This is a genomic window from Actinoplanes sp. NPDC024001 (genome assembly GCF_040638955.1).
GTDB lineage: Bacteria > Actinomycetota > Actinomycetes > Mycobacteriales > Micromonosporaceae > Actinoplanes.
The window spans coordinates 1-18,475 of the sequence record NZ_JBEZZB010000109.1; the positions used below are offsets into that span (position 1 = coordinate 1).

At 69.9% G+C, this 18,475-nt stretch carries 16 protein-coding genes and 1 pseudogene; 11 read left to right on the forward strand and 6 right to left on the reverse strand.

The features are described 5' to 3' along the window. Positions 1-94: 94 nt before the first annotated feature. Together AB0F81_RS33510 and AB0F81_RS33515 are read right to left on the reverse strand one after the other, a co-directional pair. The gene (locus tag AB0F81_RS33510; protein WP_360203738.1) at positions 95-592 is read right to left on the reverse strand and encodes an NUDIX hydrolase; all 498 of its coding nucleotides are present in this window, start codon (positions 590-592) and stop codon (positions 95-97) included. Between the two features lie 85 nt (positions 593-677). Then, positions 678-1,337, reverse strand: coding sequence for a TetR/AcrR family transcriptional regulator (locus tag AB0F81_RS33515; protein WP_360203740.1), 660 nt, complete (start codon positions 1,335-1,337; stop codon positions 678-680). 173 nt (positions 1,338-1,510) lie between these two features. On the opposite strand from AB0F81_RS33515, the gene AB0F81_RS33520 reads away from it, so the two are divergent. Further along, positions 1,511-4,288 (forward strand): TIM barrel protein, encoded by a 2,778-nt coding sequence (locus AB0F81_RS33520; RefSeq protein ID WP_360203742.1) that lies wholly within the window; start codon positions 1,511-1,513, stop codon positions 4,286-4,288. A gap of 37 nt (positions 4,289-4,325) precedes the next feature. Here the strand turns inward: AB0F81_RS33520 and AB0F81_RS33525 are convergent, their stop codons facing one another. Then, positions 4,326-4,844, reverse strand: coding sequence for a transposase (locus tag AB0F81_RS33525; protein WP_360203744.1), 519 nt, complete (start codon positions 4,842-4,844; stop codon positions 4,326-4,328). A gap of 93 nt (positions 4,845-4,937) precedes the next feature. Between AB0F81_RS33525 and tnpA the strand changes: the two are divergent. Then, positions 4,938-5,266 (forward strand): annotated as a pseudogene (gene tnpA, locus AB0F81_RS33530) (IS200/IS605 family transposase); the annotation flags it as partial. Between the two features lie 126 nt (positions 5,267-5,392). Here tnpA and AB0F81_RS33535 read toward each other — a convergent pair. Then, complete coding sequence (locus tag AB0F81_RS33535; RefSeq protein WP_360203746.1) at positions 5,393-6,205, reverse strand: citryl-CoA lyase; 813 nt, start codon at positions 6,203-6,205, stop codon at positions 5,393-5,395. Then, entirely contained in the window at positions 6,202-7,380 is a 1,179-nt protein-coding gene (locus tag AB0F81_RS33540; RefSeq protein ID WP_360203748.1) for a CoA transferase, read from the reverse strand. Before AB0F81_RS33540 ends, AB0F81_RS33535 begins: the two co-directional genes overlap by 4 nt. Positions 7,381-7,573: 193 nt before the next feature. Between AB0F81_RS33540 and AB0F81_RS33545 the strand changes: the two genes are divergently transcribed. Genes AB0F81_RS33545 through AB0F81_RS33560 form a run of 4 tightly spaced genes read left to right on the forward strand, consistent with a single transcriptional unit; the run spans position 7,574 to position 12,305 of the window. Beyond that, a complete protein-coding gene (locus AB0F81_RS33545; protein ID WP_360203750.1) occupies positions 7,574-9,046 on the forward strand; it encodes an aldehyde dehydrogenase family protein in 1,473 nt (490 codons plus the stop codon). Next, a complete protein-coding gene (locus AB0F81_RS33550) occupies positions 9,046-10,785 on the forward strand; it encodes a thiamine pyrophosphate-binding protein (RefSeq protein ID WP_360203752.1) in 1,740 nt (579 codons plus the stop codon). Before AB0F81_RS33545 ends, AB0F81_RS33550 begins: the two co-directional genes overlap by 1 nt. A gap of 30 nt (positions 10,786-10,815) precedes the next feature. Further along, complete coding sequence (locus tag AB0F81_RS33555) at positions 10,816-11,274, forward strand: type II 3-dehydroquinate dehydratase (protein ID WP_360203754.1); 459 nt, start codon at positions 10,816-10,818, stop codon at positions 11,272-11,274. After that, positions 11,265-12,305 carry a Gfo/Idh/MocA family oxidoreductase gene (locus AB0F81_RS33560; RefSeq protein ID WP_360203756.1) on the forward strand — a complete coding sequence of 347 codons (1,041 nt, stop codon included), beginning with the start codon at positions 11,265-11,267 and terminating at the stop codon, positions 12,303-12,305. Before AB0F81_RS33555 ends, AB0F81_RS33560 begins: the two co-directional genes overlap by 10 nt. 14 nt (positions 12,306-12,319) lie before the next feature. Here AB0F81_RS33560 and AB0F81_RS33565 read toward each other — a convergent pair whose 3' ends face one another. Further along, entirely contained in the window at positions 12,320-13,111 is a 792-nt protein-coding gene (locus AB0F81_RS33565; RefSeq protein ID WP_360203757.1) for an IclR family transcriptional regulator, read from the reverse strand. Positions 13,112-13,432: 321 nt separating this feature from the next. On the opposite strand from AB0F81_RS33565, the gene AB0F81_RS33570 reads away from it, so the two are divergent. From AB0F81_RS33570 to AB0F81_RS33590, 5 genes are read left to right on the forward strand one after another with little or no spacing between them, the layout of a single operon-like run. Further along, a complete protein-coding gene (locus tag AB0F81_RS33570; RefSeq protein ID WP_360203759.1) occupies positions 13,433-13,999 on the forward strand; it encodes a TRAP transporter small permease subunit in 567 nt (188 codons plus the stop codon). Continuing rightward, positions 13,996-15,276, forward strand: coding sequence for a TRAP transporter large permease (locus tag AB0F81_RS33575; RefSeq protein WP_360203761.1), 1,281 nt, complete (start codon positions 13,996-13,998; stop codon positions 15,274-15,276). Before AB0F81_RS33570 ends, AB0F81_RS33575 begins: the two co-directional genes overlap by 4 nt. Positions 15,277-15,287: 11 nt before the next feature. Next, on the forward strand, positions 15,288-16,325 hold the full coding sequence (gene dctP, locus AB0F81_RS33580; RefSeq protein WP_360203762.1) for a TRAP transporter substrate-binding protein DctP: 1,038 nt from the start codon (positions 15,288-15,290) through the stop codon (positions 16,323-16,325). Further along, positions 16,322-17,167 carry a shikimate dehydrogenase gene (locus AB0F81_RS33585; RefSeq protein ID WP_360203764.1) on the forward strand — a complete coding sequence of 282 codons (846 nt, stop codon included), beginning with the start codon at positions 16,322-16,324 and terminating at the stop codon, positions 17,165-17,167. Before dctP ends, AB0F81_RS33585 begins: the two co-directional genes overlap by 4 nt. Continuing rightward, positions 17,167-18,471, forward strand: coding sequence for a sodium:proton antiporter (locus AB0F81_RS33590; RefSeq protein WP_360203765.1), 1,305 nt, complete (start codon positions 17,167-17,169; stop codon positions 18,469-18,471). The genes AB0F81_RS33585 and AB0F81_RS33590 overlap by 1 nt, the downstream gene beginning before the upstream one ends. The last annotated feature ends 4 nt before the right edge of the window (positions 18,472-18,475 follow it).

Genomic DNA, 18,475 nt, shown 5'->3' on the forward strand with positions numbered 1-18,475 from the left:
AGAATCCACCCAAAGCTGGCGCTGACTGCGTCTCCATACCTGACTAAACGGGCACATCCGAATCAGATGCCCTCTTAGAGGATCAGATGCCCTCTTAAGGGCTGATCCCCTGCACAGGGCGGCCGTCCTCCAGATAACGCACCCGTTTTGTCTTCCAGGCGGCGCGTACTCGACGTCGGACCGGTCCGCTGAGTAGGGGCAGCGCCGTGTCGATCGGCACGATCCGGCTTTCGGCGATCTCGAGCGGCTGGATGACCACCGTGTCCAGGACGGCGTCGTCGAGGACGCCGCAGTCGAAAAGGAAGCGCATACCACCCGGACGGTCCGGCCGTGGGCGGAGGAAGTCCACGCACACCAGCCGCCCCGAGGTGATCTCGAGGCCGCACTCCTCCCTGGTTTCGCGGCGACACGCATCCCAGGGTGACTCGCCGACCTCGACCATCCCACCCGGGAGCGTCCAGCCGCCCTTGTACGTGGGCTTCAGGATGAGCAATCGGCCCTTGCGGCCCCGAACCAGAGCTCCGGCAGAGGCCGGGATGGTGGGGAGTACGAACGTCAGCTCGGGCAGCTCACCGGCGTTGACGTCGCTCATGGGGATCATGCTAGATCTGGCGCGACCGATCGGCCATCCGCCCGCAAGTTGTGACGCCGTCGCCGTTCGCGATCGTGACGGCGGATCAACGTGAGGCGGTCAGGTATTCCAGCACGATGTCGCCGATCATGGTCCGGTAGTGGTCGCGGCGATCGGGGTCGAGCATGTCCCACTTGAAGATCGCGTTGAAGGTGTACCTGTTCGCCGTGCGGAAGACGCAGAATGCACTGATCATCATGTGCACGTCGATCGGCTCGACGTCCCGGCGGAACCGGCCGGTCGCGCGCCCGCGGTCGAGGATCCGGGTCAGCGCGTCCAGCGCCGGATTGGCCAGGCCCGCCAGGATGTCGGAGCGGGCGATGTGCCGGGCGTGGTGGATGTTCTCGATGCTCACCAGCCGGATGAAGTCCGGGTGTGACTCGTGGTGGTCGAAGGTGAGGGCGGCGAGCTGCCGGATCGCCTCGGCCGGGTCGAGATGTTCCACGTCGACCTGCTGCTCCAGGGCGCGGATCCCGGTGTACGCCTGCTCGAGCACCGCGATGTACAGGCTTTCCTTGCCGCCGAAGTAGTAGTAGATCATCCGCTTGGTGGTGCGGGTCTTCGCCGCGATCTCGTCGACCCGGGCGCCGGCGAAGCCTTTGTCGGCGAACTCGCGCCTGGCGACCGCGAGGATCTCGGATCGAGTGCGCTCAGCGTCGCGTGCTGCGGGTGCCGTCGCCGGCGAGTCCGGCGTCTGCGTGGCCAATGGCCCTCCTTCGGCTCGAGAACTCACCGTGGTCGCGGGTGGGCAACCCTTTCTCGTCCGGCGCTCGGCGAGTATAACTAACTAACTAGTACATACATTGCGGTCAGTGGCAAGGCCGCAGTTCCTTCCGTTGCTCCGCAGCCGGGCAGGGCCGTCGAGGAAGGCAGGGCACCATGCTCATCGCTGATCATGATGCTGCGCAGGACCTGACCACCGAACCGCCGACCAGGCCGCACCTGACGATCGCCACCGCGTGCCTGTCCGGGACGCTGGAGGACAAGCTGGCGGCCGCGGCGGCGGCCGGCTTCCACGGTGTCGAGATCTTCGAGAGTGATCTCATCGCGTCGGCGTGGTCACCGATCAGAATCCGGCAGGAGTGCGCCCGCCGTGGGCTGACCATCGACCTCTACCAGCCGTTCCGCGACTTCGAGGCGGTCGCGCCCGACACACTGCGGGCCAACCTGCGCCGCGCGGAACGCAAGCTCGACGTCCTGGAACAGCTGGGCGCCGGCGTCCTGCTGGTCACCTCGTCGGAGTCCGCCGAGTCCGTCGACGACGACGAACTGGCCGCCGAGCAGCTACGGGAGCTGGCCGAACGGGCCGCGCGGCGCGGCATCCGGATCGCCTACGAGCCGCTGGCGTGGGGCCGGTCGGTGAACACCTACGCCCACGCCTGGCGCATCGTGCGGCACGCCGACCATCCCGCGCTGGGCCTGTGCCTGGACAGCTTCCACGTCCTGTCCCGCGGTGACGACCCCGCCGGGATCCGGGTGATCCCCGGCGCGAAGGTGTTCCACCTGCAGCTGGCCGACGCCCCCCGCCTGAAGATGGACGTGGTGGAGTGGAGCCGCCATCACCGGCTGTTCCCCGGGCTCGGCTCCTTCGATCTGACCGGCTTCCTGCGCCAGGTCCTGGCCACGGGCTACCGCGGCCCGCTGTCGCTGGAGGTGTTCAACGACGTCTACCGGCAGGCCGATCCGCGGCACGCCGCCATCGACGGGATGCGCTCGTTGCTCGCCCTGCAGGAGTCGGTCGCCGCGGGCCGCCCCACCGGCGCGCGGCGGCCCGGCCTGCCCGGCCTGCCGGCGGCGCCACGCCTGGGCGGTCACATGTTCACCGAGCTGGCGGTCGACGAGGTCTCCGGCCCGGTCGTCGCCCGCACCCTGACCGCCCTCGGCTTCGCCCGCATCGGGCAACACCGCTCCAAGCCGGTGCAGCTGTGGCAGCAGAACGACGCCCGGATCCTGCTCAACTACGCGCCGCAGCGCACCGTCCCGCCCGGAACCGCGGCGATCTGCGCCCTCGGGGTGCAGAGCAGCGATCCCGCGGAATCCGCTCAGCGCGCCGACCGGCTGCTCGCGCCGGTGCTGCCACGCGTGCGCCAGCCCGGCGAGGCGGATCTGAGCTCCGTGGCCGCGCCGGACGGCACAGCGATCTTCTTCTGCCGGCCGGGCACCGACGGCAACAGCTGGCTGACCGACTTCGAGCCCACCGCGGAACAGTCCCGCACCGACGGCCTGGTCCGCGCCACCGATCACATCGCGCTGACCGAGCCGGTCGACGACTTCGACCAGGTCGCCCTCTTCTATCGCACGGTGCTGGGCCTGGAGGCCGGCCCGACGACCGAGCTCACCGCTCCCTTCGGCCTGCTGCGCAGCCGGTCGGCCACCGACACGGAGCACACCTTCCGGATCACCCTCAACACCGCGCCGCTGCGGCGCGGGGCCTGGTCACCGGCCGTGCCGAGCCCGCAGCACGTGGCCTTCGCCAGCGACGACGTGATCGCCGCCGCGAAGGCCATGCGCGAGCTCGGCGCGCCGGTGCTGCGCATCCCGGACAACTACTACGACGACCTCGACGCGCGGCTCGCCCCGCCGCCCGCGCTGCTGGCCACCCTGCGTGAGCACTCCATCCTCTACGACGCCGACGAGGGTGGCGAATACCTGCACTTCTACACCGAGATGCTGGGCTCCCGGCTGTTCTTCGAGGTCGTCCAGCGGGTGGGCGACTACGCCGGCTACGGCTCGGCCGCCAGCGCGCCGGTGCGCATGGCCGCGCACCGGCGACGTCGCCTGCGGCGACTGAAGGACACCCCACAGCAGACGTACGCGGGTGAGCACGACTACTCGCTGGCCCACCTGACCGCGTTGAGCCTGTCCCCGCCGGAGCTGGTCGAGGCGGCCGCGGACGCCGGCTACCGGTACGTGGGCCTGCGCCTGACCCGCGTCACGCAGGTCGAGCCACACTATCCGCTCGCCACCGATCCGGCCCTGATGCGCACGACGAAGGTGCGCCTGGCCGCCACCGGGGTCGAGGTGCTCGACATCGAACTGGCCCGGATCGGCCCGGACCAGAACCCGGATGACCTCCAGCGTGTGCTGGAAGCCGGCGCCGAGCTCGGCGCCCGCCACGTCATCGCCCAACTGCCCGACCCCGACCGCAACCGCAAGATCGACCGGTACGCGCAGTTGTGCCAGCTGGCCCACCCGCTCGGTCTCACCGTCGATCTGGAGTTCCCGTCGTGGACCGAGACACCGGATCTGACCGAGGCGACCCGGGTGCTACGAGCGGCCGGCCAGCCGAACGCCGGCCTGCTGATCGACCTGCTGCACTTCGCCCGCTCCGGCTCCAGCGTGGCCGACCTGCGGGAGCTGCCGGCCGAGTGGTTCCACTTCGCGCACGTCTGCGACGCGCCGCCGGGGGTGCCGCCGGCCAAGGAGGACCTCATCCACACCGCGCGGTTCGAGCGGCTCTACCCCGGTGAGGGCGGTATCGACATCGACGGGATTCTGGCCGCCCTGCCGCCCGGCATCCCGTACGCCCTGGAGATCCCCCGTGCGCAGCTGGTGGCGCAGATCGGGGCCAAGGAGCACGCGCGCCTCGCGGTCGCCGCCGCTCGCCGCCGGCTCGACGCGGTGCCGCCGAACCGGAAACCGGCGGACGCGGCTTAACGACATCCCCACGGATGAATCCAGGAGATTTCCCAGCTCAGACTGCACCCGATCCACGCTCCCGGAAGGAGGTGATCCGATGTCTTACGTCGTCGGCACTGGCACGGTTGCGTTCAACGGTGGCGAGGATCGTCCTCGCGGCGCTGAGGTCGCGGCCTGCGGTGTAGCCGCAGGCCGTGCACTCGAAAGTCCGTACACCCAGCCCGAGACGGAGATTGGTTCTCTCGCCGCACCCGGAGCAGGTCATCGTGGTGTAGGCGGGCGGCACCAGCACCACCTTGCGGCCCGCCCGTTTGCCACGCTCGACAAGTTCTCGTTTGCACGCGCCGATCGCCGCATCAGCGGCCTTGCGGGCCATCGACGTCTTGGCCAGGAACCTCGGTTTGAAGTCCTCGACGGCGATCAGATTGTGGTGGCCGACCAGGTTCTTGGCCCAGGCGCGGGAGTCGTGGGTGTTCTGCCGGGCCGTCTTCTTGGCGATCCGGGCGGCCAGCCGCTTCGCGGCCTGGTAGCCCTTCGACGCCGCCTGGCCCTTCGGCCGGCGGCGGCGGGCCATCGTGCGCTGCGTCTGCTGCTGGGCGACCTGGGACCCCTCGCGCAGCCAAGGCATCCGCGCCCGAGCCTCGGTCAGCAGCTTGCTCAGCTTGCCGAGTACCGCCGCGACGTCATCAAGGAGGACGTCGACATCCGCCTCAAAGAGATCATCCGCGAGGTGTGCGCGGAACGGGGCGCCCCATCGTGGAGCCGGAGACGATGCCCGACCACGTGCACCTGCTGGTCATCTGTTACCCGCAGTACGGCATCCACCGGCTGGTCAAGCAGATCAAGGGGCGATCCTCCCGGCTGCTGCGCACCGAGTTCCCGCACCTCAAGTCCCGGATGCCGACCTTGTGGACCAACTCGTACTTCGTCGCCACCATCGGCGGCACAACCCTGGAGATCGTGAAGAGGTATGTCGAGAACCAGCGTAACGTCTGACCAGACGCCCATCCGCCCTAACGGCGGATGGGCCACCCCTGACCTGCTCCGCAGGAAAGCCGATTCCTCCCCACGGCTGCAGCCGGGGGTTTCCACGGAGATTTCTCGATGAGAGCAGGTGCCTGCTCAGCTGCCGTCGAGGAAGGTCGGCAGGATGGACGGCGGCATCGGCCCTTTGTTGCGGCGGCCCTGACCGGTCTCCTCCCAGGCGTGGGCGAGGATGCCGACGCTGCGGCTCAGCACGAACAGGCCGCGGGCCAGCGGCGGCGGGAAACCCAGCTCCGCGTAGACCACGGCGGTGCAGCCGTCGATGTTGATCGGCACCGGCCGGGATCTGCCGTCGGCGAGGATCTGTTCGATCGCGAGGGCGGCCCGCAGGTAGGTGCCGTCCACGACGCCGTCGGCAACGGCCTGTTCCACCTGGCCGAGCAGCGGATCCCGGCGCGGGTCGACGGTGTGGAAGCGGTGCCCGAAGCCGGGCAGATACTTGGACCGGGTCTGCCATTCACGGACGGTCGTCTCGGCGGCGGTGGCGAGGTCGGTGCCCTGCTGATGCCGCTGCCGGACGTCGGCCAGCAGTGCCATGCACTGCTCACCGGCGCCGCCGTGCACATCGCCGAGCAGGTTCACACCGGTGGCCATGGCGTTGTTCAGGCCGATGCCACAGGTCGCCGCTATGCGCGCCACCGCGATCGACGGCGCGTGCGGCCCGTGATCCACCGAGGAGACCAGAGCCGCCTCGAGCAGGCGCTCCTGGCCGGCGGTGGCGGTCTCGCCGCGCACCATGAGCCAGATGATCCCGGGAAAGCTGATCGAGCCGATCAGGTCCTGCACCGGATGCCCACGCAGTTCGATGCGGTTGGGCTCGATCCGTGAGACGCTCGTCGCCCACCAGTCGGACACGTCCCGTACGGTCGGCTCGTTCCGGTGCTCGGTCACTGGGCGCTCACCTCGTCCGTGGGGTACTTGTACTCGCCGTTGTGTTCGCCGAGCAGCGGTGGCGGCGCCGTCGGCCGCAAGGGCTCGCCGTTGACCAGCACCCCGTTGCCGGTGACTCGCAGCGTGCGATTCGGATCGCCGGGAAACTCCAGGTCGGTGAGGAAGCCGCGGACCTCCAGCTGGTCGAGCTCCATCGCCTGCGGAACGGTCAGGATGCGGGCCGCCGGAACACCCGCCGCCGACAGGCGCTCCTCCCATTCGAGGGCGGGCCGCCTGCCCAACGCGGTGTTGATCTCGTCGTTGAGGGCCGCCCGATGCTGTTTACGGGCCTCGCGCTCGGCGAACCGCGCGTCGGTGAGCAGATCGGTGCGCTCGATGATCCGGCAGAGGGTCTCGAACTGCTCCTGCCGGTTGGCGGCGATGTTGAGCGCTCCGTCCGCCGCCTGAAAGGTTCCGGACGGGGCGGCGGTGGCGTTCTGGTCACCCATCGGCTCCGGCGGGACGCCACTGACGAGGTAGTTCGACGCTGCCCAGCCCATCGCGGACAGCGACGTCTCCAGCATCGAGACGTCCAGGCAGACGCCCTTGCCGGTGCGCGCCCGGCCGGCGAGGGCCGCGGCGATCGTCATGGCGGCGACCAGGCCACCGATGGTGTCGGAGACCGGGAAACCGACCCGCAGCGGCGCGGTCTGCGGGGTGCCGGTGATGCTCATCATCCCGGACAGCCCCTGGATGATCTGGTCGTACGCCGGAGCCTGGCGCATCGGCCCGGTCTGGCCGAACCCGGAGATCGCGCAGTACACCAGGCGCGGGTTGATCCGGTGCAGGGTCTGCCAGTCGTAGCCGATGCGGCTCAGCACGCCGGCCCGGAAGTTCTCCAGCAGCACGTCCGATTCGCGCAGCAGGCCCTCGAAGGTCGTGCGGTCGGCGGCGTTCTTGAGGTCGAGCTCGACGGACTTCTTGCCCGCATTCTGCGCGAGGAAGGAGGCGCCGATCCCGGCGTGGTTCAAGTCCGGCTCCGGGCCCAGCTTGCGGGCCAGATCACCGTCGCCGGGCCGTTCGATCTTGACGACCTCCGCACCGAGCAGCATCAGTTGGTAGCTGCAGTACGGCCCGGCCAGAACATTGGCCAGGTCCAGGACCCGGACGCCGTGCAACGGTCGATCGTCATCCATCAGACGTGCCCCTCGGTCGTCATCGGGCGGACAGCCCGGCATGGCGGTCAGGCGGCGGATCAATGCGATTGCAGTGCCCCCTCCACCGGCTCGGCAACCAAGGCATTGCCAGGGGACCTCGCGGCCCGTACGTTACACCTAGTCCACAGAGCGGTCCATATGGTCTGCCAAGTGGTTCGCCGAGGGAGTGGTGATGACTGACGAGCCGCATGACCTGCCTATCACCGTCGGTTGCCTGGTCGCCGGGGAGTGGGTGAGCGACGGGCAGCACACGAACCGGGCCGGTCCGTGGACCCGGGCCGTCGTCAGCACCGCCCGGCAGGCTGACGACATCGATGTCGAGGCGGCTCTGCGCTACGCGCGCCGTGGCGCCAAGGCGGTCGCCCGGATGTCGCCCGCGGCGCGCGCCGCCGTGCTCGAACGCGCCGCCGCCACGGCCCTCGCCCGGCGCGACGACCTGGCCCGGCTGCTCGCGCTGGAGCTCGGCAAGCCGGTCAAGGACGGTCGCAATGAGATCGACCGGGTGGCCGACACCTTCGCGGTCTGCGCTGCCGAGGCCCGCCGCATCGGCGGCGAGGTCCTGCCGGTCGCGGGCTGGCCCCGTGGCGTGGGCAACACGGCTCTGACCCACCGCGCCCCCGTCGGTGTCGCCCTCGCGATCACCCCGTTCAACGCGCCGGCGAACCTGCTCGCCCACAAACTGGGCGCCTCGTTCGCAGCCGGCAACACGACGATCGTCAAGCCACCCCCGCAGGCCCCGGCCTCCTCCGTCGCGGTGGTGCGGCTGCTGCTCGACAGCGGGATGCCCCTCGAGGCGGTACAGGTGCTGCACGGCGGGGGACCGGTCGGTGCGGCCCTGAGTTCGGCGCCCGAGGTGGGAGTCATCAGCTTCACCGGCAGCCCCGAGACCGGTGCCGCGGTAGCCCGGTCGGCCGGCGCCAAACGACTGGTCATGGAGCTCGGCGGCAACGCCGCGACGATCGTCTGCGAGGACGCTGACATCGTCGCGGCCGCCCGGATCTGCGCCGCCACCGGCTACAGCAACTCCGGGCAGAGCTGCATCTCGGTGCAGCGCGTCTACGTCCACCACAGCCGGTACCGGGAGTTCCTCGACGCGTTCACCCTCGCGGTCGAGAAGCTCACCGTCGGAGACCCACTCGATCCGGCCACCGACGTCGGCTCGATGGTCGACGACGACGCGGCCGAACGCGTCGTGGCGTGGGCGCACGAGGCCTCCGCCGGCGGCGCGACCATCACCACCGGCGGCCGCCGCGACGGCGCGACGGTGATCCCGACCGTCGTCGCCTCCGCCCCGCCGGATGCCCGGCTGATCCGCGAGGAGGTGTTCGGCGCCGCCGTCGCGGTGCAGTCGTTCGACGACTTCGACCAGGTGCTGGCGACCTGCAACGACAGCCGCTACGGGCTGCAGGCCGGGCTGTTCACCTACGACGTACGCCGGATCCTGACCGCCTGGCGCGAGCTGGAGGTCGGCGGGCTGATCGTCAACGGGTCCTCGAACTTCCGCCTGGACCACGTGCCGTTCGGCGGCGTCAAGGACTCCGGCTTCGGCCGTGAGGCGCCGCGCTGGATGATCGACGACTACACGGTCGTCAAGACCCTCCTGCTGCGTGGCATGTCCCTTTCCGGTGAGCAGGAGGAGATCTGATGGGCACGGTCACCGCCGCCGAGGCGATGGTCAATCAGCTGGAGTCGTACGGCGTCGAGTACATCTTCGGCACCTGCGGGCACACCAACATCGCTCTGCTGGACGCGATCGGGCGAAGCCGCATCAAGTTCGTCATCGCCCGGCACGAGCAGGCCGCCGCGCACGCGGCCGACGGCTACGCCCGGGCCAGTGGCCGCACCGGTGTGGTGCTCATGCACGTCGGTCCCGGTCTGACCAACGGAGTCACCGGTGTGCTCACCGCCGCCCTCGACTCGGTGCCGCTGGTCGCGATCGCCGGCGACATCCCGTCCTACTATCACGGCCGGCACCCGCACCAAGAGGTGAACCTGCACGCCGACGCCGACCAGACGGCCATCTACCGGCCTTTCGTCAAGCGGGCCTGGCAGGTCCACCGGGCGGCCGACCTCCCCCGTTTCACCGAGCGTGCCTTCTGGACGGCGGCCTCCGGGCGGCCGGGTGCGGTGCTGCTCAGCGTGCCCATGGACCACTTCTCCCGGCCGGCGCCGGCCGGTACCGGCAGCACCCACCCGCTGGCCGTCCCGCATCGTCCGGCCCTGTCCGCCGACGTCGCGGACCGCATCGCCGAGATGCTGATCGCCGCTGACAAACCGCTCATCTACATCGGCGGCGGTCTGCGCCGCGGGCCCGGGCTCGACGCGCTGCGCTCGCTGATCGAACACCTGGACATCCCGGTGGTGCACTCGCTGATGGCCAAGGGAACCCTGCCCGACAGCCACCCGCTGCTGCTGGGCATGCCGGGCTTCTGGGGCCTGGAGATGACCAACGAGTACACCCGGGAGGCGGATGTCGTCCTGGCCCTGGCCACCCGGTTCGCCGAGACCGACGCCAGCTCCTGGGACGACCGCTACACCTGGCAGTTCCCGCCCGGGCGGCTCATCCAGATCGACATCGACCCGGCCGAGATCGGCCGCAACTATCCGGTCGAGATCGGCGCGGTCGCCGACGTCACGCACGCGGTGCAGGCGATCGGCACCGCCGTGCGCGCCCGCGCGCCGCAGCCCCGGCGCCGGGACGGGCTGCGCGAGACCATCACCACGACCCGGCGCACCCTGTTCACCGACAGCCGCGAACGCGGCACCAGCGACAAGTTCCCGTTACGCCCGGAACGCATCCTCACCGACCTGCGGGCGATCCTGCCCGCCGACGCGGTGCTGGTGACCGATGTGGGCTGGAACAAGAACGGGGTCGCCCAGTGCTACGAGCTTCCCGAGCAGGGTCGGTTCATCACCCCGGGCGGCGCCTCGACGATGGGGTTCGGCCCGGCGGCCGCGGTCGGTGTGCAGATCGCGCAGCCCGAGCGGACCGTGGTCGCCCTGATCGGTGACGGCGGGATGAGCGCCCAGCTGCCGGCGCTGCCGATGGCGGTGGAACAGGGCGCGCCGGTGATCTTCGTGGTGATGAACAACCGGTCCCACGGCACCATCAGCGACCTGCAGGCGGCCAACTTCGGGCAGAGCTTCGGCTGCGACTTCACCGGTCCGGACGGCACGCCGTACAGCCCGGACTTCGCCGAGCTCGGCCGGGCCTGCGGCGCCGACGGCTACGCCGTGAACAGCGCTGACGATCTCGGCGACGCGCTGCGCGCCGCCCTTGCCGCGCGGCGGCCGGCGGTCATCGACGTACCCATGATCAACGAGCCGGTGCCGACCCCGGGGCACTGGAACATCAAGGACATCTACCAGGGCATCTTCGACTGAGGTTCCAGTGCCCGGAAGGCGAGGCCGTCGGTGCCGGAGCGGTTGTACATCCTCAACGGTCCCAACCTCGACATGCTCGGCCGGCGCGAGCCGCACCTGTACGGCCGGACCACGCTGGCCGCCATCGAGAGCAGATGCCGCAAGGTCGCCGAGGAGCTCGACTTCGACCTGTTCTTCGCGCAGTCCAATGCCGAGGGCCAGCTCATCGACTGGGTGCACCAGGCGTACGAGGAGGAGGCCGCGGTCATCGTCAACCCGGCCGGCCTGTCCACCCGCTCCGTCGCCCTCTACGACGCGTTGCGGATGCTCGACCGGCCGATCGTCGAGGTGCACCTCACCAACGTCCTCGGCCGGGAACCGCTCTACCGGGACCTGCTGACCGCCGCCGCTGCCTGGGGATTCCTGGCCGGCTTCGGCGCCGAGGTCTACGAGATGGGGATGCGCGGGCTGGCCGGTCACCTGTCCCGAGGTGGCCGGCCGTGCGGGTAGGGATCATCGGGTGCGGCCGGATCGCCCGCAACCATGTCAGCGCGTTGCGGGCGGTCGACGGCGTCCAGGTGACCGCGGTTGCCGACCTGGATGCCGGGCGGGCCCGTGCGTTCGCCCGGGAACACGGCGTCGACCGAGCTTTCGGCGATCTGGAACAGATGCTGGACGCCGGGCTGGACGCGGTGACCATCTGCACCCCGCACGCCGAGCACGAGGCCGGGGTGCTCGCCGCGGCGCGGCACGGCCTGCACGTGCTCTGCGAGAAGCCGATCGCCCTGCGGGTCGCCCAGGCCGAGCGGATGATCGCCGCTGCCGACGCCGCCGGCGTGCGGTTCGGGGTGCTCTTTCAGCGCCGGTTCTGGCCGGCGGCGGCGCGCATCCGCGCGGCGATCGACGACGGGCGGATGGGGCCGCCGATCTGCGGCGGCGTCGTGGCCCGGCTCAACCGGGGCGCCGACTACTACCGGGCCGAGCCGTGGCGCGGTCGCTGGGAGACCGAGGGCGGTGGCGTCCTGATGACCCAGGTGATCCACCACATCGACCTGCTGCAGTGGTTCATGGGCACCGCCCGGAGGGTCACCGGCCGCTGCGCCACCCTCGCCCACCAGCAGATCATCGAGGTGGAGGACACCGCCGCCGCCCTCATCGAGTTCGCCTCCGGCGCGGTCGCCACGGTCCAGGCCGGCACCACCTTCCAGCCCGGGCTCGGGGTGCAGGTGTGGGTGAGTGACGCGCACGGCCGGACGGCGAGCGTGATGGAGTTCCCGGAGGGTGTCGGTTTCACCGACGTGCGGACCCTGCCCGGTGAGGAGACGTTCGCCGGCACGGGGCGGCCTTTCGACATCTCGCTGGCCGAGATACACGACCATCTGGCGCCCTATCACGCCCTGCAGATCGCCGATTTCGTCGCGGCGCTGCGCGACGGCCGGGAGCCGGCCGTGACCGGCCGGGACGCGCTGCGGTCGCTGGCGATCGTCGAGGCCGTCTACGAGTCGTCGCGTTGCGGCTCGCCCGTGGAGTTGGCGTCGTGACAGCGGGGGAGTGGTCAGCGGCTGCTGAACGGGCGATCGAAGCCCCGTTCGGCCATCTGCTGGGCCATCTGCTGCAGGTCGGCGGCGAACTCGTTGACCCGCTCGGGGGTGAAGCGGACGGTGGGGCCGCTCAGGGCCAGGGCGGCGACGACACCGCCGGTGTGGCCGAGCACCGGTACGGCCACCGCGGAGAGCCCGTCCTCACGTTCGCCGTGGCTCTCGCCGTACCCCCGCTCGGTGGCCTCGGCGATCCATGCGCGCATCGTCTCGGCGTGCTGTCGCCCGTAGGGCGAGGTCTTGGCGATCCGCTCCAGCAGAGCCGGGGTGGCGTCGCGCAGCAGGACCTTGGAGGAGGCGCCGGCCCACATCGGCAGTTCGTCGCCGACGTGGACGACGTGCCGCAGCGGTTGCGGGCTCTCCTGCTGCGCGACGCACACCCGGTAGATGTCGCGAACCACGTACACGTTGACCGTCTCGCGCCGGCGGGCGGCGAGCTCGCGCATGCCCCGCTGGGTCTCGGGCGGCAGCTCCCAGCTGCGGCGGGCCAGGTGCGCCCAGCGCCAGAGTCCGGGCCCGGCCATGTATCCGTTGCCGGTGGCCCAGAGCAGGCCGCTCTGTTCCAGGGTCGACACCAGGCGCAGCACCGTGGTCTTGGCCAGCCCGGTCTCCTCCACGATGTCGCGGATCGTCACCCGGGGCCGGTCGTCGGTCAGCAGGCCGAGAATGCCCAGCGCCCGCTGGACGCTACGTACTCCCTGCTGGTCGGCAGCGTCGGCCGCGGCGTTGCGGGTAGTGGGCGCGTCCACGGTTGCGCACTCTCCTCGTATCCCGGGAATGGTCCGCTGACCATCCTGCCTGCATCGCCACGATTCTCGCGTCCCGGGCTCCGCATTCACATATCCGTAACGGACTGGACTCAAGCCCTTGCCAGGGCCGCAGCACGCCCGTACGTTACGCCTAGTCCGCACAGCGGTTCAAATGGTCCGTTGGGTGGTCCAGCGCGAGGCATCGTCGATTCCGGTCACGGCAGCCATACATCTGAGAGCGAGGCGCATTGTTGAGGACCCCGTCCCGCACCGCCGGCCCGTGTTGCCGGCGGCCGGACCCTGTACCGGGAGCGGCAGCCGATGTCCGCTGACCCAGAAGCCACCCAGGCGGACCCCGCCACGTCACCGGAACCGGAAGCCCGGCCGCAGCGGCACGAACCGAGAATTCTGCGCCTCTGGGGGTCGGTGGAGCTGGCGATCGCCTCGCTGGCCGTCGTCGTGATCTTTCTCAGCGTGCTGTGGCAGGTGATCAGCCGGTACGTCCCGGCGCTCAACTGGCAGGGCGTCAGCGAGCTGGCCAACTACTCGTTCATCGTCCTGACCTTCATCACGGTCGGGTACCTGATCGGCAACAACGGCCACATCGTCATCCAGATCATCGACTATGTCGCCAAGGGCCGGGCCCTGACCGTTGTCAAGGCGATCGCCGCGGTGTGCACCGCGGTGATCTGCGGGCTGATGGTGTGGGAGGCGATCGCGCTGATCCAGGCCTACCCGGACCGCCGGACGGCAGCCCTCGGCATCCCGATGTGGTTCCTTTACGCGTTCCCGCTCGTCGGCTTCCTCTCCGGCGCCGTGCGGGCCATCGTCCGTATCTTCCTGGCCGGGCAGCCGGACGAGTTCTTCGACGCCGCGGAGGCCCGATGATTCTCGAACTGTGGATGATCGGCCTCGTCATCACCCTGCTGTTGCTGCTGCGGGTCCCGGTCGGGCTCGCCTTCATCGGCCCCTGCCTGTGGTGGGCGCTCGCCGACGGCAACTCCAACGGCTTTTCCCTGAAGGTGGTCTTCGACGGTCTGAACAGTTTTCCGCTGCTCGCCGTCCCGTTGTTCATCCTGGTCGGCGTGCTGGCCAACCGGCTCGGTATCGCCGACCGGCTCTACGACTTCTGTCTGGCGGTGCTGGGCCGCATCCGGGGCAACCTGGCGTACGTCAACATCGGCACCGCGGTGGGCTTCTCCTGGATGAGTGGTTCGGCGCTCGCCGACGTGGCGGGCCTCGGCAAGATCGAGGTCCCGCACATGGTGAAGGCGGGCTACCCGTACCGGTTCGCCGCCGGCCTGACCGCGTCGTCGTCGTTGATCAGCCCAGTCATGCCGCCGAGCATCCCGGCCGTCATCTACGCCGCGACGGCGGCGGTCTCCACCGGGGCACTGTTCGCCGCGTCGATCGTCCCCGCCCTGCTCATGGCGGCCGGCCTTGTCGTGTACGTCTTCCTCTGGACGAGGCGGCGGCCGGACGTGACGTCGGTGCCGTTCGACCGTACGCGGCTGCGGGCCACGGCGATCGGCACCATCGGCCCGGCGCTCGTCCCGGTCATCCTGCTCGGTGGCATCCTGTCCGGCACCTTCACACCGACCGAGGCCGCGTCGGTGGCCGTGCTCCTGATGATCGTGCTGGGCCTGATCTACCGCACGCTGACGGTCCGGGTGATGCTCCAGTCGCTGCGCGAGACGGCCGTCATCACCGGCGGCATCGGCCTGATCCTGGGCTCGGCCGCGCTGCTCGGCCTGATCCTGACCCGCGCACACGTCTCCAGCGACGTGGCGGAGTTGGTGACCTCGGTGTCGAGCGAACCGTGGGTCTTCATGATCATGGTCAACATCGTCCTCCTCATTCTCGGCACGGTGGTCGACGCGACGGCCGCCATCCTCGTGCTCGTGCCGGTGCTGCTGCCGGTCGCCATGAGCCTCGGCGTCGACCCCATCTACTTCGGGGTCGTCATGATCATCAACCTGATGATCGGGCTGCTGACGCCTCCGGTCGGCAGCGTCCTGTTCGTCACTGCCTCGGTGACCGGTCGACCGGTCGAAGAGGTGTTCCACGGGATCATCCCGTTCCTGATCCCCCTGGTCGCCGTGCTGATCCTCGTCACGGCACTGCCCGGCCTCGTGCTGTGGCTTCCGCACCTCCTCGGATTCTAGGGAGAGACATCATGCGCCACCGTCCAGTCGGGCCGCGCCGGATCACCGCGGCGCTCGCCCTGTCCTTGTCGCTCGTACTGGCCGCGGGCTGCTCCACATCGAGCAACCAACCCGCCGCCGAGGGCGAGAACCCCACCCTGACCCTCAAGATCGGTAGCTCGCAGCCCGAGACGCAACCGAACTACTACTGCGGAATGAAGCTGCTCAAGGAACGGGTCGAGGCGCAGAAGCTCGGCCTCACCATCGACATGTTCCCGAACAGCCAGCTCGGACCGGACGCCGAACGCTTCGCCAGCGTGCAGACCGGCGACATCGACATCGACCTGCAGGGCGGCTCGGCGATGTCGACCGCCTTCCCGCAGATCGGGGTGCTCGACGCGGCGTACGCGTTCAACGACATCGACCACTTCTTCAAGTGGATCGACCAGAACGGCAAGGACTTCTTCGCCGACTTCAACACGGCCACCGACACCACCATCGTCGACGCGTGGTACTTCGGCATGCGGACCTTCACGGCCACCAAGCCGATCAGCAAGCCGGCCGACCTGTCCGGCCTGAAGATCCGCTTCCCGAACACGCCGCAGTTCCTGGCAAACGCGAAGGCGCTCGGCGCCAACGCGGTCGCCATCGCGGTCGAGGAGCTCTACCTGGCCCTGCAGCAGGGCGTCGCGCAGGGCCAGGAGAACCCGGTGGTGGCCACCCACGCGCAGAAGTTCGACGAGATCCTCAAGGTCGCCAGCCTCACCAACCACCAGGTCGGCGCCCACTACGTGGTGGTCTCCGACAAGACCCTGGACAAGATGAGCCAGCCGCAGAAGGACGCGCTGTTCAAGGCGATCCACGAGATCCGCGCCGAGAACCGCAAGTGCGTCGACGACGAGACCGAGAAGGTCCTCGACGGGTGGCGCGGCGACTCCACCCGTACCGTCGTGGAGATCGACCAGGTGGACCGGGAGGCCTTCATCAAGAAGGCGGAAGCCTTCTTCAACACCCACTACACCGGCGAGAACCTGGAGCTGTACAAGGGCATCCGGGCTTCCGCCGGATGACCCACGTGCTGATCGGACTGGTCGGTGCCGGCATCGGCCAGTCCCACTCCCCGCTGTTGCACCAGCGCGAGGCCGACCGGCACGGCATCCGGCTGATCTACACCACCATCGACTCGCAGGCCCTCGGCCTGCGCGCCGCTGATCTGCCCGACGTGCTGCGCTGGGCGCGCGCCCTCGGCTATCGCGGGCTCAACATCACCCACCCGTTCAAACAGCAGATCGTCGACCACCTCGACCAGCTGTCGGCCGAGGCGCGCGCGCTCGGCGCCGTCAACACCGTCGTCTTCGACGACGACACCACAACGGGACACAACACCGACGCGTACGGCTTTCAGCGCGCGTTCGCTGAAGAGTTCCCCGACGCGCCCCGGCGTCACGTCGTGCAACTCGGGGCCGGCGGCGCCGGGTCGGCCGTCGCCCACGCCATGCTCGGCCTCGGCGCGGAGCACCTCACCGTCGTCGACGTCGACCCGGGCCGGGCGCTCATCCTCGCCGACCGGCTCGGCCCGCGCGTCAGCATCGCCTCCCCGGCCGGCGTGAGCGACCTGCTGGCCACCGCCGACGGCGTCATCAACGCCACCCCGATCGGCATGGACCACCATCCCGGCTCGCCGGTCGCCGCCGCCGACCTGCGCGCCGGCATGTGGGTGGCCGACGTCGTCTACCGGCCCGCCGACACCGCCCTGCTGCGGGCCGCCCGTGCCGTCGGCGCGCCCACCCTGCCCGGCGTGCCGATGAGCGTCTACCAGGCGGTCGCCGCGTTCGAGCTGTTCACCGGCCGGTCCGCGGACCCCGGGGCGATGTTCGCCGACTCCGCCGAACTGGTGCGCGCCGGCCATTGATGTTCCTGCCGCTGTGGTCGGCCGTACCGTTCGTGCTGCTGCTGCTGCTCGCGCTCGCCCTGCTCGAGGTGCTCGCCCCGCGATGGTGGAGCCGGCTCGGCAACAAGTCCCTGGTCACCGCAGCCCTCGCGGTGCCGGCCGCGATCCACGTGCTGACCGTCCCGCACGGACCCGAGGCCCTGGCCCACTCCGTCGCCGAGTACGTCTCGTTCCTCTCCCTGCTCGCCGCCCTGTTGGTCATCTCCGGCGGCATCCACATCCGCGGCTCGCTCGCCGGAACCCCGCTGGCCAATGCCGGCATGCTCACGATCGGGGCGGTCCTGGCCAACGTGATCGGCACGACGGGCGCCGCGATGCTGCTGATCCGGCCGTTCCTGCGCGCCAACGCCGGCCGGCAGCACCGCGCCCACCTGGTCGTCTTCTTCATCCTGATCGTCGCCAACGCCGGCGGCCTGCTCACCCCGATCGGTGACCCACCGCTCTACCTCGGCTTCCTCAAGGGCGTGCCGTTCGACTGGACGTTGCGGCTGTGGGCGCCGTGGCTGTTCGTCAACGGCATCCTGATCATGGTCTTCAACCTGGCCGACCAGTTCGTGGTCAACCGCGAGGAACGCCAGGACGTCGCCACCGGCCTGATGGACCAGCTCATCGTGCACCAGCCACTACGCATCGACGGCAAGCGCAACCTGTTGCTGCTGGCCGCCGTCGTCGCCGTCCTGCTCGCCAAGGGCGCCGGCCTGGTGCCGCTGGTCGTGGCGGATCCGGCGCTGTGGGTGATCGCGTACGCCTCGTACCGGCTCACCCCGCGCACGGTGCACGAGGCCAACCACTTCAGTTTCGGCCCGATCATCTCGGTCGCGGTCATCTTCGCCGCGGTGTTCGTCACCATGACCCAGCCGCTGCTCATCCTCAACGCCCGCGCCGACGAACTCGGCCTGCACGAGCCCTGGCAGTACTTCTGGGCCACCGGTGCGCTGTCGTCCACCCTCGACAACGCGCCGACCTACCTGGCCTTCACCTCTGTCGCCGCCGGCCAGCTCGGCATCAGCGTCAGTGACCCGACGTACCTGGCCGCGCTGATCACCGTCCCGGCCGGCAACGAGGCACTGGCCGCGATCGCCTGCGGGGCGGTGATGATGGGCGCGCTGACCTACCTGGGCAACGGCCCCAACCTGATGGTCAAGGAGGTGGCGGAGGAACGCGGCGTCCGCATGCCGCACTTCTTCGCCTACGCGGGCGCGGCGCTGCTGGTCATGCTGCCGGTTCTGGTCGCCACCGGCTTCCTGTTCTTCAGCACCGCCTGAACTG